At 30.0% G+C, this 17172-nt stretch carries 10 protein-coding genes and 1 riboswitch; all 10 genes read left to right on the forward strand.

Annotation, left to right across the window (positions count from 1 at the left end):
• Positions 1–3 precede the first annotated feature (3 nt).
• The 10 genes from ACYUEX_RS00080 (at position 4) to gltS (ending at position 16720) form a co-directional block, all read left to right on the forward strand.
• Positions 4–609: a PilW family protein gene (locus tag ACYUEX_RS00080; RefSeq protein ID WP_460286012.1), complete on the forward strand. Its 606-nt coding sequence runs from the start codon at positions 4–6 to the stop codon at positions 607–609.
• A gap of 14 nt (positions 610–623) precedes the next feature.
• Positions 624–3416, forward strand: coding sequence for a VWA domain-containing protein (locus ACYUEX_RS00085; RefSeq protein WP_460286013.1), 2793 nt, complete (start codon positions 624–626; stop codon positions 3414–3416).
• A gap of 391 nt (positions 3417–3807) precedes the next feature.
• A complete protein-coding gene (gene kdpA / locus ACYUEX_RS00090; RefSeq protein WP_460286014.1) occupies positions 3808–5547 on the forward strand; it encodes a potassium-transporting ATPase subunit KdpA in 1740 nt (579 codons plus the stop codon).
• A gap of 12 nt (positions 5548–5559) precedes the next feature.
• Complete coding sequence (kdpB, locus tag ACYUEX_RS00095) at positions 5560–7626, forward strand: potassium-transporting ATPase subunit KdpB (protein ID WP_460286015.1); 2067 nt, start codon at positions 5560–5562, stop codon at positions 7624–7626.
• A 12-nt stretch (positions 7627–7638) separates the two neighbouring features.
• Positions 7639–8232, forward strand: coding sequence for a potassium-transporting ATPase subunit KdpC (gene kdpC / locus ACYUEX_RS00100; protein WP_460286016.1), 594 nt, complete (start codon positions 7639–7641; stop codon positions 8230–8232).
• A 12-nt stretch (positions 8233–8244) separates the two neighbouring features.
• The gene (locus tag ACYUEX_RS00105; RefSeq protein WP_460286017.1) at positions 8245–10950 is read left to right on the forward strand and encodes a DUF4118 domain-containing protein; all 2706 of its coding nucleotides are present in this window, start codon (positions 8245–8247) and stop codon (positions 10948–10950) included.
• Entirely contained in the window at positions 10925–11635 is a 711-nt protein-coding gene (locus ACYUEX_RS00110; RefSeq protein WP_460286018.1) for a response regulator, read from the forward strand. The genes ACYUEX_RS00105 and ACYUEX_RS00110 overlap by 26 nt, the downstream gene beginning before the upstream one ends.
• A gap of 177 nt (positions 11636–11812) precedes the next feature.
• A riboswitch (purine riboswitch) is annotated at positions 11813–11910 on the forward strand.
• A gap of 158 nt (positions 11911–12068) precedes the next feature.
• Positions 12069–13517, forward strand: coding sequence for an IMP dehydrogenase (gene guaB / locus ACYUEX_RS00115; protein WP_460286019.1), 1449 nt, complete (start codon positions 12069–12071; stop codon positions 13515–13517).
• A 187-nt stretch (positions 13518–13704) separates the two neighbouring features.
• On the forward strand, positions 13705–15246 hold the full coding sequence (gene guaA, locus ACYUEX_RS00120) for a glutamine-hydrolyzing GMP synthase (protein WP_460286020.1): 1542 nt from the start codon (positions 13705–13707) through the stop codon (positions 15244–15246).
• 277 nt (positions 15247–15523) lie between these two features.
• Positions 15524–16720 (forward strand): sodium/glutamate symporter, encoded by a 1197-nt coding sequence (gene gltS / locus ACYUEX_RS00125; RefSeq protein WP_460286021.1) that lies wholly within the window; start codon positions 15524–15526, stop codon positions 16718–16720.
• Positions 16721–17172: the final 452 nt, after the last annotated feature.

Consider the following 17172-nt stretch of genomic DNA (forward strand, 5'->3'; position numbering starts at 1 on the left):
TTATTGAAAACAAAAGCAAAAGGATTTACTTTACTAGAACTTACAATAACCTTAAGCTTAACAGTTTTAGTTTTAGGAGTAGTTTATACATTTTTCTTTAGTAATAGCAAAACCTTAACTACTACAGAAATTAATTCTGACCTGCAATTAGAGGCTGAAGCAATTCAAAAGGAGTTGTTAATGTATGGAACACAAGCTGAGGGAATAAGTAAAATTAATGGAGTGGAGTTAATAATCCCTAAGGACATGGAGTATAGTTCTATATCAGCTAGCGATGGAAAACTTGATGTTACAGAAATAAAGCTAAAAGTTGGAGCAGATTATTTTACTTTTTTATACAACGAAATTAATAATACGTTAACTATAAGAAAAACAAATGAAGAAGATAGAGAAGTTATAGACTCAAAGTTAAATTTACCAAAAGAGTTGTCAAATAATGTTTCTGAATTTAAAGTTAGACCTTTAGATTATAGGATGAACCCAACAGGAAATTTTAAAGATGCTCCAGGATTAGAAATTTCATTAGTTCTAAATAAGAAAAAGGGTTATTCAGATGTAACTATTCCTGTAAGTGTAATAGTTAAATTTAGAAATAAAAATAATATTTAAAAAAGGGGGATAAAATGATTAAGAAAAATAAATTTAAAATAATAAGTTTAATAACAATATTTTTTGTTATAGGAACCTTAATATCCCTTAAAAGTTTAGATGTAAAGGCAAAAGTTCCAGATAGACCAGATTTTGATATGGAAATTTCAGCTTCTCCAAACCCAGCTATGGTAGGCGAGGATATAGTAGTTAGTGGAAAAATAATACCAAAGCCATTTGAAACAGAAATACCTCCAAAGGAAATAGTATTAGTTTTAGATGTGTCTGGAAGTATGAAAGATCAAATCAGAGGAGTTATATGTAATAATACAGGATATTGTGAAGAGCATAATTCATATAATAGGCATTATACAACAAAAATGTATGAGCTAAAAAAGGCTGCAAAAAATTTTGTTGAGAAAATGAAAAATGTACCTAATCTTAAGATTGGTATTGTTACGTACTCTACAAATGCAGATATTAGAAGGGCTAGAATTAATAATAAGGATGTAGCATTAATACCTTCAAATGAAATTTATAAGTTAAACTCAATAATAGATGGATTAAGGCCTGATGGAGGAACTAATACAGGAGAAGGAATGAGAAAGGCAACTTATTTATTAGATAGCAGTGGTGAAAGTAATTCAAATGCTAATAAATCCATAGTAGTAATGTCAGATGGAATTCCAACTTATAGAACAATTTATGAATACTGGAACTATGGTCGATATTGGGATTATTATAGGGATACTAGTATTGAAAATCCTAGGGATGCCCGTATTGGTGGCGCAGGTAGTTCAGATGATGGTGGCTTAAATACAGAATATGCAAAAGAAATCGGTAAAATTATTAATATTAAAGGATATAATGCCTTTTCAATAGGATATGGTATGAACGATACAGGAAATAGCAAAATGAGAGAAATACAAGGAGCTATGACTGGGTTAAATATGAATGACCAAAGTACTACGGATGAAGCAAAAGGATTCTTTCCAACAAGTGATAATGCAATAGATAGTGTTTTTAATAAAATTGCAGATAAAATATTAGATAGTTATCCTGTTAATAATATAGATTTAAATATAAACTTTACAGAAGGTTTTACATTAAATGCAGGAGGAAATACTGTAAGATTAGATAATGTTATTTATAAGAAAGTTTCAGAAAGTAATGGTAAGGCAAGGTATGAAGCTAATCCACAATCATTTAAATTTACGGTAAAGGGAAGAATACCAGGTGTTCAAAAAATCTATAATAAAATAGATATTAAATTCCCATGGAAAAATGATACTATTACAATAAATCCTACAAATAATATATCTATAACAATAAAGGATAATGAGCTACCATCTATAGAAGCGAAACTTATTAGCTCTAAGGAAGTTCAGGTTAATAAAAATGAAGAATTTAAACTTCAGTATGAAATTAAGCCAGATAACTTTATTTTTAAAGATGTAACAAATACAATATCAAATGATGTTGTTATTGTTTTAGATGTGTCTAAAGATATGAAGGAGAAATTAACACCAATAAAAAATTCATTATGGAGTAAGCTTTTAAATAATGATACTTTAATAAGTGGTCAAACACAATATGGATTAGTAACATTTAGTAGTCAAGAAAAACAAAAGGTTGATTTAACTAAGGATATAATTAATCTTAATGAAGAATATATAAAAAATATAGAGTTTGATAATTCTAATTCTAGCAATATAGGACATGCTTTTGATGAAGCAGTAGATATTTTATCAAGAGGTAGACGAGAAGCAAGAAAAAATATAATATTTATATCCATGGGAAAAGTATCATATAATACTGATTCCTTAGAATTGTTAAAAAAACAGGGATATAATATATTAAGTTTATCTATGGATAATAGTAAAGATAATAATAGCTTATATAGATTACATAAAGATTTATCAGGAAAAGATGAAGATTATTTTAATGTAGATAATAATAATTATATTAGTATAGAAGAAACTCTAATGAATCTTATAGCTGATAGAATAATTTCTACTACTAAGTATAAATCTTATAAGTTTAAGCCATCATTAAAGATAAATTTAGGTGATAATTTTAATTCTATAAGTGGAATACAAAGTATAAATGAAGGGGTAGCGACAATAGCAGTACCAGAAATTACTTATAATCCTGTAGGAGATGGAAAATATTCATCAGATAAGGTTTTAGTAGAGTTTACTATATCAGTGAAAGAGGGAAGGATAGGAGAACTAAATTTCGGTGAAGCTAAGAAAAACATAATGATCTATAATAAGTTAAAAGGTGGAGTTGCAGAAGTTTTATTAGAAACACCAAAAGTTACAGTAAGAGAGGAAATAAAAAACTTAACTCATGGCCTGTATAATGGAATTAGAAATAACTTAGTAGATATTCAAACTAATGCTAATGGATTTGAAATAGCTGCAGGATCAACAGTAACTTTTGGAGGTAAATTTACTTTAACAAGTAATAAATCAGAATTTAATTTAAATATAGATTCTAAATTTGAACAATTAAATAATGATGATATAAAGATTTATAAAGTTGTTAAGAATGGTGAGAATATTTCTTTAGTGGAACTATTAGATGTAATTAAAACAAAGACATCACCAAATAATAATAACTTTAATATAAAGTTAGAAAACTTAAATGAAAATAATAGTAGTTCAGTATTAGAAAATGAAGTGGTTGTTGTATATAAAGGAAAGATTAAAGAAGATAGTAAAAATGAAAGGTTTGAAAACACCATTCAGTTTACAAATACTTCATCAAAGGTAAGTATTTTTACTCCTAATTCAAAGGATGGAGAATTACCAGACCTATTCTAAAATGAAATTTAAACTATATAAAAAGCAGGAGCTTAAACCTAAAGCTCCTGTTTTTTTAATTTATTTATTAAAATATAAAATCTTAAAGTTTTGAAAATGTGAATATATAATGCTTTTAGCAATAGGTCTGGAAAAGTAGATTTATTTTATGATTTCCTTGCCTTACCTTCATATGTCCACTTTACTTTTTTATTGTGTAAGGAAAATATAAAATCTTTATACAATCTTAATGTCTACATATATAATCCTAACACTATCTTTATATGTAATTTTATATAATTTTAGATAGAAGGGGGAAGGAAATAATGTCAGTTATTATAAGTCTTATTGGTTTAGTAGCCTTAGTGCTATTTATTTATTTAAGTTACATTTTACTAAGAGGTGATAATGAATGATTAACTCAATAATACAGTACTCATTATACTTGATAATTTTAGTTGTACTAGCTATTCCTTTGGGGAAGTATATTGGCAAAGTAATGAATGGAGAAAAAGTTTTCTTAACTAAAATATTAAGTCCAGTTGAAAACTTTATATATAAAGTATTAAAGATAGATAAAAATGAGGAAATGAATTGGAAAAAATACGCCTTATCAGTAGCTGTTTTTAGTATTATAGGATTCGTAATTTTATTTTTATTACAAATTGTACAAGGTGTATTACCTTTAAATCCAGAAGGAGTTAAAGGTGTAAGTCTAGATTTAAGTTTTAATACAACTTCAAGTTTTGTAACAAATACAAATTGGCAAGCTTATTCAGGTGAAAGCCAATTAAGTTATTTAACACAAATGTTAGGGCTTACAGTTCAAAACTTTGTATCAGCAGCTGCAGGAATTGCAGTTTTATTTGCACTTATAAGAGGTTTTACAAGAGTTAAAGAAAAGACAGTAGGTAGTTTTTGGGTAGATGCTACAAGAAGTATAGTTTATGTATTAATACCTCTTTCAATAGTAGTATCAATATTAATAGCATCTCAAGGAGTTGTACAAAACTTTTCATCTTATCAAGAAGTTGAGCTTTTAGAACCAATAACTCTTGAAGATGGAACTGTTATAACAAAGCAAGTAGTACCACAAGGACCAGCAGCAAGTCAAATAGCAATAAAACAATTAGGTACAAATGGAGGAGGATTCTTCGGAGTTAACTCAGCTTATCCACTAGAAAATCCTACACCTTTTACAAATACAGTAGAAATGCTTTCAATATTAATAATACCAGCAGCATTATGTTTTACATTTGGTAGAAATATAAAAGATAAAAAACAAGGACGAGCTATATTTATTGCAATGTTTAGTATTTTACTTATAGCTCTTGCAATAATAGCAGTAAATGAAGCAAATGCTACTCCACAACTTGCTCAAAATGGAGCTGTAGATATATCATCTATCCATCAGGCTGGTGGAAATATGGAAGGTAAAGAAGCAAGATTTGGTATTGCAGCATCTTCTACATGGGCAGCATTTACAACAGCAGCATCTAATGGTTCAGTAAACTCAATGCATAGTAGTTATACTCCTTTAGGTGGTATGATTCCAATGTTATTAATGCAATTAGGTGAAGTTATATTTGGTGGAGTTGGATGTGGATTATATGGAATGATTGCATTTGCAATAATAGCAGTATTTATTGCAGGATTAATGGTAGGAAGAACGCCAGAATATTTAGGAAAGAAAATAGAACCATTTGAAATGAAGATGGCAATGTTAGTATGTCTTGCAACACCAATAGCTACATTAGTTGGAAGTGCTATAGCAGCCTTAGTACCAAGTGTAGCGGAAAGTATTGCTAATCCAGGAGCACATGGATTTTCAGAAATGCTTTATGCATATTCTTCAGCAGGTGGAAATAATGGGTCAGCCTTTGCAGGTTTTGCAGCAAATAAACCATTTATAAATATAAGTATAGGTTTAGTAATGTTATTTGCTAGGTTTGTTCCTATGATGGCTACACTTGCCATTGCAGGATCATTAGTTCAAAAGAAAAAAGTAGCAGTAAGTGCAGGAACACTGCCAACACATAATGCTTTGTTTATAGGGCTTTTAGTATTTGTAATACTTTTAGTTGGAGCATTAAGCTTTTTCCCAGCACTTGCATTAGGACCAATAGCTGAGTTTCTTAAAATGATAGGATAGGGGGAATAGTATATGAAGGGTAATAGTAGTTTTCTATCTGATAAAAAAATGGTAAAAAGAGCAGTAAAGGATTCTTTTATAAAATTAAATCCTAAAACACAAAAAGAGAATCCTGTAATGTTTATAGTATATATAGCTTCAATTATAACAACTATTCTATATTTTATATCTTTATTTGGAATAAAAGATAATTCATCAAGCTTTATATTAGGTATAACTATTTTATTATGGTTTACAGTTTTATTTGCAAACTTTGCAGAAGCAATAGCAGAGGGACGTGGTAAGGCTCAAGCCGATGCATTACGTTCTGCTAAAAAAGATGTTATGGCAAATAAAATAAATTCTTTAGAAGAAAAAGATAAATTGATAAAAGTGAGTTCTACAGAGCTTAGAAAAGGTGATATAGTGGTCGTTTCTGCAGGAGAACAAATTCCAGCAGATGGGGATGTAATAGAAGGTGCAGCATCAGTAGATGAAAGTGCTATAACTGGGGAATCAGCACCAGTAATTCGTGAAAGTGGTGGAGACAGAAGTGCAGTAACAGGTGGTACAACAGTAATTTCAGATTGGCTTATAATTAAAGTAAGTAATGATCCGGGTGAAAGCTTTATGGATAAGATGATAGCAATGGTAGAAGGTGCAGCTAGAAAGAAAACACCAAATGAAAAAGCACTTGAAATATTATTAGTTTCACTTACAATAATATTTCTTATAGTAACAGTTTCTTTATACACTTATTCAGAGTTTATTTCTAATGAAGCAGGTATGGTAAACAGCACATCAATAACTTCATTAATAGCGTTATTAGTTTGTTTAGCGCCAACAACTATAGGAGCTCTTTTATCATCTATAGGGATAGCTGGTATGAGCAGATTAAATCAAGCAAATGTACTTGCTATGAGTGGTAGAGCTATAGAGGCAGCAGGGGATGTTGATATATTAATGCTAGACAAGACAGGTACAATAACACTTGGAAATCGTCAAGCTAGTGAATTTATTCCTGTAGATGGAGTAGATATAAAAGAACTTGCAGATGCAGCTCAATTATCTTCACTTGCAGATGAAACTCCTGAAGGAAGAAGTATAGTAGTTTTAGCTAAAGAGCAATTTGGCATTAGAGGAAGAGATATGGGAAGCTTAAATGCAACTTTTATAGAATTTACAGCTAAAACAAGAATGAGTGGGGTAGACTTTAAAGGGAATGAAATAAGAAAGGGTGCAGCAGATGCTGTAAAAAAATATGTTATAGAAAAAGGTGAAGTTTTTTCTAAGGAATGTGAAGAAAAAGTAAAATCAGTAGCTAACCTAGGGGGAACACCGTTAGTTGTAGCCAAAAACGGCAGAGTACTTGGAGTAATACACTTAAAAGATATAGTTAAAAAAGGTGTAAAGGAAAAATTTGCAGACCTTAGAAAAATGGGAATTAAAACAATAATGATAACTGGAGATAATCCACTTACAGCAGCAGCTATTGCAGCAGAAGCTGGTGTAGATGATTTCCTTGCAGAGGCAACCCCAGAAGGAAAACTAGATATGATTAGAGATTTTCAAAAGAAGGGTCATTTAGTAGCTATGACAGGTGATGGAACAAATGATGCTCCAGCATTAGCACAAGCAGATGTTGCAGTTGCTATGAACACAGGAACTCAAGCAGCTAAAGAAGCTGGTAATATGGTAGATTTAGATTCATCACCAACAAAGCTTATAGAAATTGTTCGTATAGGTAAGCAACTTTTAATGACGAGAGGTGCATTAACAACATTTAGTATAGCAAATGATATAGCAAAGTATTTTGCTATAATACCACCATTATTTATAGGTCTTTATCCAGAATTATCAAAGCTAAATATAATGGGTTTAAGGAGTCCAGAAAGTGCAATATATTCAGCTGTTATATATAATGCCTTAATTATAGTAGCACTTATTCCGCTAGCACTTAAAGGTGTAAAATATAGAGAAGTTCCAGCTAGTAAGTTATTGTCAAGAAATCTTTTAGTATATGGACTTGGAGGTATAATAGCTCCATTTATAGCAATAAAGATTATAGATATACTAATAACAGCAATAGGATTAGTTTAGGAGGTATAAATTATGAAAGTTATAAATAAAGCATTTAAATTTATACTAATATTTACAATAATATGTGGATTAGTATATCCAGTTTTTATAACAGGTGTTTCCCAATTACTATTTAAAGATAAGGCAAATGGTAGTATCATAGAAATTGATGGAAAGAAGTACGGTAGCGTATTACTTGCTCAAGAATTTACAGGAAATGATTATTTATGGGGACGTATAATGAATATAGATACAAATACATTTAAAGATGACAATGGAAAAGCATTAATGTATGCTTCTCCTTCAAATTTAAGTCCTGCAAGTGAAGAGTATGAAAAAATAGTAAATGATAGAGTAAATAAAATAAAGGAAGCAAACCCAGATAAAAAAGATGAACCTATTCCAGTAGATTTAGTTACATCATCAGGAAGCGGACTTGATCCTCATATATCAGTGGCAGCAGCAAATTATCAAGTAGATAGAATTGCAAAAGCACGTAATATGAGTACTGATGAAGTAGAAAAAGTAATAGAAAAATACACTGAAGGAAGAACTTTTGGGGTCTTTGGAGAAGAAAGGGTAAATGTATTACAAGTTAACCTTGCTTTAGATGGAATATTAAAATAATGAGGTGTCAAAATGAATGAAACTCGTCCTAATCCAGAAGAGTTACTGAAAAAAATAAAAGATGAAGAAAAAGAGAATAAAAAAGGTAAGCTTAAAATATTTTTTGGTTATGCAGCAGGCGTAGGTAAAACCTACGCTATGCTAGATGCTGCTCATGCTGCAAAAAAGGCAGGAATAGATGTAGTGGTAGGGTATATAGAACCTCATACAAGACCAGAAACTTTAGCTCTTTTAGATGGATTAGAACTTTTACCAAAACTTGAAGTTAAATATAAAGGAATAACATTAAATGAATTCGATTTAGACGGAGCTTTAAAAAGGAAGCCAGAGCTTATACTTGTAGATGAATTAGCTCATACAAATGCGATAGGGTTAAGACACAAGAAAAGGTATAGTGATATAGATGAGTTGTTAAATGCTGGGATAGATGTTTATACTACAGTAAATGTTCAGCATATAGAAAGCTTAAATGATATAATTGCATCAATTACTAATGTTGTAGTAAAAGAACGAGTTCCTGATAGATTTTTTAATGAGGCATCTCAAGTAGAAATAATAGATATTGAACCATCAGATCTTATAGATAGATTGAATTCAGGTAAAATATATAAAGAAAAACAAGCAAAAAAAGCTTTAAATAATTTTTTTATAAGAGAAAATCTAGTAGCATTACGTGAAATAGCCTTAAGAGAAACTGCAGATAGAGTAAATAAAGAAGTCGCAATTAATAAAAGTTATAGCAAAGGTATGTACCATACAAATGAACACATTTTAGTTTGCTTAAGCTCATCACCATCTAATGCAAAGGTGATAAGAGCAGCAGCAAGGATGGCAGAAGCTTTTCATGCTGAATTTACAGCACTTTTTGTTGAAACTATATCTTCAAAAGATTTAAGTGAAAAAAGTATTGATAAACTAAGAGAAAATTTAAAGCTTGCTGAAGATTTAGGAGCAAATGTAGAAACTGTTTATGGAGATGATATACCATACCAAGTAGCAGAGTTTGCAAAATTAAGTAGTATATCAAAAATAATTATTGGAAGAACAAAAAGAAGAAAGGTTCTTCTTTGGTATAAAATTGGATATGTAGATAGAATAGTAGAGCTTGCTCCAGAAATAGATCTTTATGTTATACCAGATAATGAAGATATTGTTGCTAAAAGGAAATATCCAGTAAAAAATATACAGCTTTCACCTAAAGACATAGCTAAGACAATCTTAATATTGCTATTGTCTTTAGTAATAAGTGGTCTTTTATATACTCTTGGATTTAGTGAAGCTAATATAATAACTGTATTTATATTAGGAGTGTTACTTATTTCTAATAATACTGAAGGTATGGTTTATGGGGCGATATCATCATTAGCAAGTGTATTGATTTTTAATTTCTTTTTTACAGTACCAAGGTTTTCACTGAATTTTTATGATCCTGGATATTTGGTCACATTTATTACAATGCTTACATCTGCATTAGTTACAAGCACGTTAACTAATAAGGTTAAATATCAAGCAAATTTATCAGCTGTAACTGCAAATAGAACCAATATTTTATTAGAATTAAGTAGGGATTTAGAGAGAACAAGTAATTTAGAAGATATTATATTTACTTCACAAATGCAGTTATATAAGTTTTTAAAAAAGCCTATTATAGTGTATGAAGCTATAGATGAAAATATAAAAAGTGTATATAATTATAAATTTGATGATGGAAGTGAGATAGATAAAAAGTATATAAGTGAGGAAGAAAAGGCAGTAGTAAGCTGGGTAATAAGAAATAAGAAAAGGGCAGGTGCTAGTACTGATACACTTCCAGGTTCAAAGGCAATGTATATACCATTAATAGGGCAAAATAATGTTATGGTTGTAATAGGAATAGTAATGAGAGAAAATGAAAGCATAGATAGTAGTGAAAAATCTTTACTAGAGGCAATGCTAAGTCAAATTTCCTTTGCAATAGAAAAGTATTTATTAAATGAGTCTAAAAAGAATGCTTTAATGCAAGCTGAGAATGAAAGGTTTAGGGCTAACCTTTTAAGAGCAGTTTCGCATGATCTTAGAACACCACTTACAAGTATTTCAGGAAGTGCTAGTTCGATATTAAATAATGAATTTGATGAAGAAGTAAAGAGAAAATTAATATTAGATATATATGATGATTCTCTTTGGTTAATAAATTTAGTGGAGAATTTATTATCAGTATCTAGATTGGATAATGGTAATGTAAAGTTAAATACAGAGCCACAATTAATAGAAGAGATAGTTAATGAGGCTCTTGAACATGTTAATCGTAAAATTTCAGAGTATAAAGTAAAAGTTAATTTAACAAATGAATTTTTAATGGTTGATGTAGATGTAAGGTTAATAGTTCAAGTAATGATAAATATATTAGATAATGCAATAAAATATACAAAACAAGGAACGGAAATTCAAATAAATGTATTTACGAAAGGGAAAAAAGTAATAGTAGAAATAGCCGATAATGGGGTTGGAATTAGTAAGAGTGATCAGGAGTGTATTTTTGATATGTTCTTTACAGCAAATGATAATAAGGGAGACAGCAGAAGAGGTCTTGGATTAGGGCTTGCACTATGCAAATCAATAATAAATGCTCATGGAGGAGAAATTTATGTTAGAAATAACAAACCTCATGGAACAGTGATCGGATTTACTTTATTACAAGTGGAGGTAAACAATGGCAGTGTCAATTTTAGTAGTTGAAGATGATAAAGCAATAAGAAATTTTATATCTGCTACTTTAGAAGTTCATTCATATAGTTGCTTTACAGCAGAAAATGGAGAGCAAGCAATTTTGTTTGCAACATCTCATAGACCAGACATAATTATATTAGATTTAGGATTACCTGATATAGGAGGTATAGAAATAATAAAAAAAGTAAGAATGTGGTCTAATTGCCCAATAATAGTTGTTAGTGCAAGAAGTGAAGATAGAGATAAAATAGAGGCATTAGATTCTGGTGCAGATGATTATCTTACAAAGCCATTTAGTGTAGATGAGCTTTTAGCTAGAATAAGAGTTGCTATTCGTAAAATGAACTATGATAATAGCAAAAAAGAAGAAAGCACTGAATTTATAAATGGTGGACTAAAAATAGATTACATCTCAGGGTGTGCCTTTATAGATAGAGAAGAAATACACTTAACTCCTATAGAATACAAATTACTTTGTTTATTAGCTAAAAATGTTGGTAAAGTTTTAACTCATACCTACATTTTAAAAGAAATATGGGGAGCCACCTATGAGGGAGATATACCTTCTTTAAGGGTATTTATGGCTACATTAAGAAAAAAGATGGAAAAAAATAGAACTAAAAGTAGTTATATACAAACTCATATAGGAGTGGGATATAGACTTGTTAGAATACAAGATAATGATAATGATTAAGTAATTACGAGAAATACTGCTGAAAATAATTTGAAAAGAACTTCCTTGGATAATAGTGGAATTTATAAAATTGATTCAGGAGAATGATATAAATCAAAATACAAAAAATATTTGAATTATAAATTGCAAACTTATTGACAAGTATAAGTCATAGATATATAATAACTATAAATTTAAATTAGTCATACATCTAGTACTCGTATATCCCCTGAATATGGCAGGGAGTATCTACCGGAAACCTTAAATTTCCGACTATGAGTGATTTTGATATACTATACCTATAGTTATTTATATAGGGTTTTAGGCATATTAACTTCACTTAGAAGATTAGTATGTCTTTTTTTATACTCAAAAATAGAAAGAAAAAAGAATAAATAACATCATAATACAACAAATATGCAAGAAAAAAATCATTTTTCAAGGGGGAAGACAAATGGCAACAATAATTAAAACTGCTTATACTTTTGATGATGTATTACTAGTACCTAATAAATCAGAGATTTTACCTAATGAGGTTAGCTTAAAAACTAAATTAACAAAAAAGATAACTTTAAATATTCCATTAATGAGTGCGAGCATGGATACTGTAACAGAATCCAAAATGGCTATTGCAATGGCTAGAGAGGGCGGAATAGGAATAATACATAAGAACATGACAATAGAAGAGCAAGCAAAAGAAGTTGATAGAGTAAAAAGACAAGAAAATGGAGTAATAACAGATCCAATATTTTTATCAGAAAATCATACAATAAGACAGGCTCAAGAACTTATGGCTCAATATAGAATATCAGGGGTTCCAATAACAAGAGGAAATAAATTAGTTGGTATAATAACTAATAGAGATATAGTGTTTGAAACAAACTATGATAGATTAGTATCAGAAGTTATGACAAAAAGTCCATTAATAACATCAGCAGAAGGAACTACATTAAAAGAAGCACTTGAAATATTAAAGAAACATAAAATAGAAAAACTTCCTTTAGTAGATAGTGATAATAACTTAAAGGGATTAATAACTATTAAAGATATTGAAAAAGCAAAGGCTTTCCCAAATGCAGCAAAAGATGAAAAAGGTAGATTATTATGTGGAGCTTCAGTTGGTATAACTAAAGATATGATGGATAGAGTAGATGCTTTAGTTAAGGCTAATGTTGATGTTATAACACTGGATACAGCACATGGACATTCAAAAGGCGTTATGGATGGAGTAAGAAAAATAAAAGCTAAGTATCCAGAACTTCAAATAATAGCTGGTAACATTGCAACAGCAGAAGCTACAAGAGATTTAATAGAAGCAGGGGCAGATTGTGTTAAGATTGGGATAGGACCAGGATCAATATGTACAACAAGAATAGTAGCAGGAGTTGGAGTACCTCAATTAACTGCAGTTATGGATTGTGCAGAAGAAGGTAGAAAATATGGAGTTCCAGTAATAGCAGATGGTGGATTAAAATATTCAGGAGATATAGTAAAAGCATTAGCTGGTGGAGCATCTGTTGCAATGATGGGGTCAATGTTTGCAGGTTGCGAAGAAGCACCAGGGGAGATGGAGATATATCAAGGAAGAAGCTATAAGGTTTATAGAGGAATGGGATCACTTGGAGCAATGGAAAAGGGATCAAGTGATAGATATTTCCAAAATGGAACTAAGAAGTTTGTGCCAGAAGGTGTTGAAGGAAGAGTTGCTTACAAAGGATATGTTGCAGATACAATATACCAATTAATAGGTGGAATAAGATCAGGAATGGGATACCTAGGATCAGCTGATTTAGATACATTATATGAAACTGCAAAATTCGTAGTTCAAACATCATCAGGAATAAGAGAGAGTCATCCACATGATGTTAATATAACTAAGGAAGCACCAAACTACAGTAAATAAAAAAATATAGAATTAACTAATAAGCTATTATATAGTTTATTAAATAGAAGATTTAAAAAGTAAAAAAAAGTGAAGAGTTTCAAATTAATTTAATAACTTTTTAACTCTTAACTACTAATTATAAATTATGATATACTAAACTATACCTAAATTAGAAACTTATATTAACGAAAGTTGGAGGTAGTTCATGAATAAAGAATTAGTTTTAGTTGTTGACTTCGGTGGGCAATATAACCAATTAATAGCTAGAAGAGTTAGAGAATGTGGTGTTTATTGTGAAGTTCACCCACATACTTTAAGTGTTGATGAAATAAAAGAAATGAATCCAAAGGGAATAATATTTACAGGAGGACCAAACAGCGTTTATGGTGAAGATTCTCCTTTATGTGATAAAACGCTATTTGAAGCTGGAATACCTATACTTGGAATTTGTTATGGTTCACAATTAATGGCTCATATGCTTGGAGGTAAGGTTGCTACTGCTCCTGTAAGTGAATATGGAAAGACAAAAGTTGATGTAAATGCAGATTCAAAAATCTTTGAGGGAATATCATCATCTACTATTTGTTGGATGAGCCATACAGATTACATAGAAAAAGCACCAGAAGGATTCAAAACAGTAGCCAATACTCCAGTATGTCCAGTTGCTGCTATGGAATGTTCAGAAAAGAATTTATATGCAGTTCAATTCCATCCAGAAGTTATGCATACACAAGAAGGAACAAAGATGATATCAAACTTCTTATATAATGTTTGTGAATGTTCTGGTGACTGGAAAATGGATTCATTTGTAGAGAAGACAATTGAAGAAATTCGTGAAAAAGTTGGAAATGGTAAGGTGTTGTGTGCATTATCAGGTGGTGTTGATTCATCTGTAGCAGCAGTATTACTTTCAAAAGCTGTTGGAAACCAATTAACATGTGTATTTGTTGATCATGGTTTACTTCGTAAAAATGAAGGAGATGAAGTTGAAGAAATATTTGGACCTAATGGACAATATGATCTTAACTTTATTCGTGTAAATGCTCAAGAAAGATTCTATGAAAAATTAACTGGAGTAGAAGAGCCTGAGCAAAAGAGGAAAATAATTGGTGAAGAGTTTATTAGAGTATTTGAAGAAGAAGCTAAAAAAATTGGAGCAGTAGACTTCTTAGTACAAGGAACTATTTATCCAGATGTAATTGAAAGTGGACTTGGAAAATCAGCAGTTATAAAATCACATCATAACGTTGGAGGACTTCCAGACTATGTAGATTTTAAAGAAATAATAGAACCATTAAGATTATTATTTAAAGATGAAGTACGTAAAGCAGGTTTAGAACTTGGTATTCCTAAAAAGTTAGTTTACAGACAGCCATTTCCAGGACCAGGTCTTGGAATACGTATCATAGGTGAAGTAACAGCTGAAAAAGTTAAAATAGTTCAAGAGGCAGATGCAATTTATAGAGAAGAAATTGCAAAGGCTGGAGTTGATAAGGAATTAGGTCAATACTTTGCAGCACTGACTAATATGCGTTCAGTAGGTGTAATGGGAGATGAAAGAACTTATGACTATGCAGTAGTGCTTCGTGCAGTAACTACAAGTGACTTTATGACAGCAGAATCAGCAGATCTTCCGTGGGAAGTACTTGGAAAAGTAACAACTAGAATAGTAAATGAAGTTAAAGGTGTTAACCGTGTAATGTATGATTGCACAGGAAAACCACCAGCAACTATAGAGTTTGAATAATTTCAATTCAATATGAGATATTCTAAATGGCAGGTAATCTATGAGATTATCTGTCATTATTATATTATAATTATTTTTAGTAGTGTTACAAATATAATATTATTAGATTTAAGAAAGTAGTAATTTAAATATACTTAATTTATATAAATGTATAAAGCACAAAAAAGTTAAAAAGAGTTGACAACATAAATATTTTATAGTAATTTTACATTTTAATAAAAAATAAAATAATGTATCATACTATTAAATATAAACTAAAGAGGAGAGAAGTGAATACATGGAATTTAAACTAGACATATTTCAAACAATGGCATTAGCGACAGCTGTATTTTACTTTGGAGTATACTTAAGAAAAAAGGTAAAAATATTAGACAAATATTGTATACCGTCGGCTGTAGTTGGGGGAATGACTTTTGCATTAATAATGCTAATTTTAAAAATAACTAATGTAGCAACAATAACATTAGATACAACACTTCAAAATGTTTTTATGACTGCATTTTTTACTAGTATAGGATATACAGCTAGTATTAAAGTATTAAAAAATGGAGGAGTAAAAGTAGCGTTTTTTTTAATACTATCAATACTACTAGTAACATTCCAAGATTTAATTGGAGTATCACTAGCTAAATTATTTAATCTCGATCCATTATTAGGATTAGCAACAGGCTCAATTCCCTTAGTAGGAGGACATGGAACATCAGGATCCTTTGGTCCTTTATTGGAGAACATTGGGGTTAAGGGAGCTACAACGGTCTCTTTTGCATCAGCAACTTTTGGATTAGTAATGGGAAGTATTTTAGGTGGATTTCTTGCAAAGTCATTAATAGAAAGGAATAATATTAAGACTATCAAGGAGTATCATGACAAAGATATTCCATTAAGTGATTTTCATCATGACGAGTCTGCAATACTAAATTATAATAGGCTTATGAAGGCTGCTTCCTGGATTTTTATTGCAATGGGGATTGGGTCAATTATAACTAATTATATACAAAGTTTAGGACTAACTTTTCCATCATATATAGGTGCGATGATTTCAGCAGCTATTATTAAAAATATAAGTGATTATAAGAATTTCGAGATTGAAGATAAAGAAATAGAAACTATAGGAGGAATTAGTCTTTCTTTCTATCTTTCATTAGCATTAATGGGATTAAAGTTATGGGAGTTATTTTACTTAGCACTTCCTATGATTGTTATGCTTGTTTCACAAACAATTCTTATGGGGGTTTTTGCATATATAGTTGTATTTAGAACTATGGGAAGAAATTATGAAGCAGCAGTTTTCTCATCAGCCATGTGTGGATTTGGTATGGGTTCAACAGCAAATGCAATAGCAAATATGGATGCACTTACGAATAAGTATGGATTTAGTCAAACTCCTTATCTTGTAGTTCCAATTGTAGGTGGATTATTTATTGACTTTATAAATTCCGCAATAATTACATTATTTATAAATATATTTAGTTAATATTTATCATGGTTAAGGTAGTGTAATTTTAGGATTTAAAAGAACCTATAAATAATATTAATATTATTTATAGGTTCTTTTTGTATTATAATTTTCAATAATATTATTTTACAAAACCTCTATTTTTCATTCTTTTCATATTTGTAAATAGACTCATACCTGTCTTTAACTGTCCAAAACCTAGCTTTTTATAAACATAAAGAATTAATAGGTAGAATTTACTTTAAAACATTCCAGCATATTCAGAACCGATAATAATAGAAAACTCTGATTTTGGAATATTTGTGACTTATTCAATAAAGTTTTTAGAAACAACAAATCGTTACTTTCATATAATACTATATTACTTAATTATTTATGAAAAATTTAGTTAGAGTTTAATAATATACAGATAAAACTTAATAGACTTAACTTTAATTCAAAAATAAAGAATTTTAAACATATATACATAT

This window comes from Clostridium sp. CTA-7 (assembly GCF_054768095.1).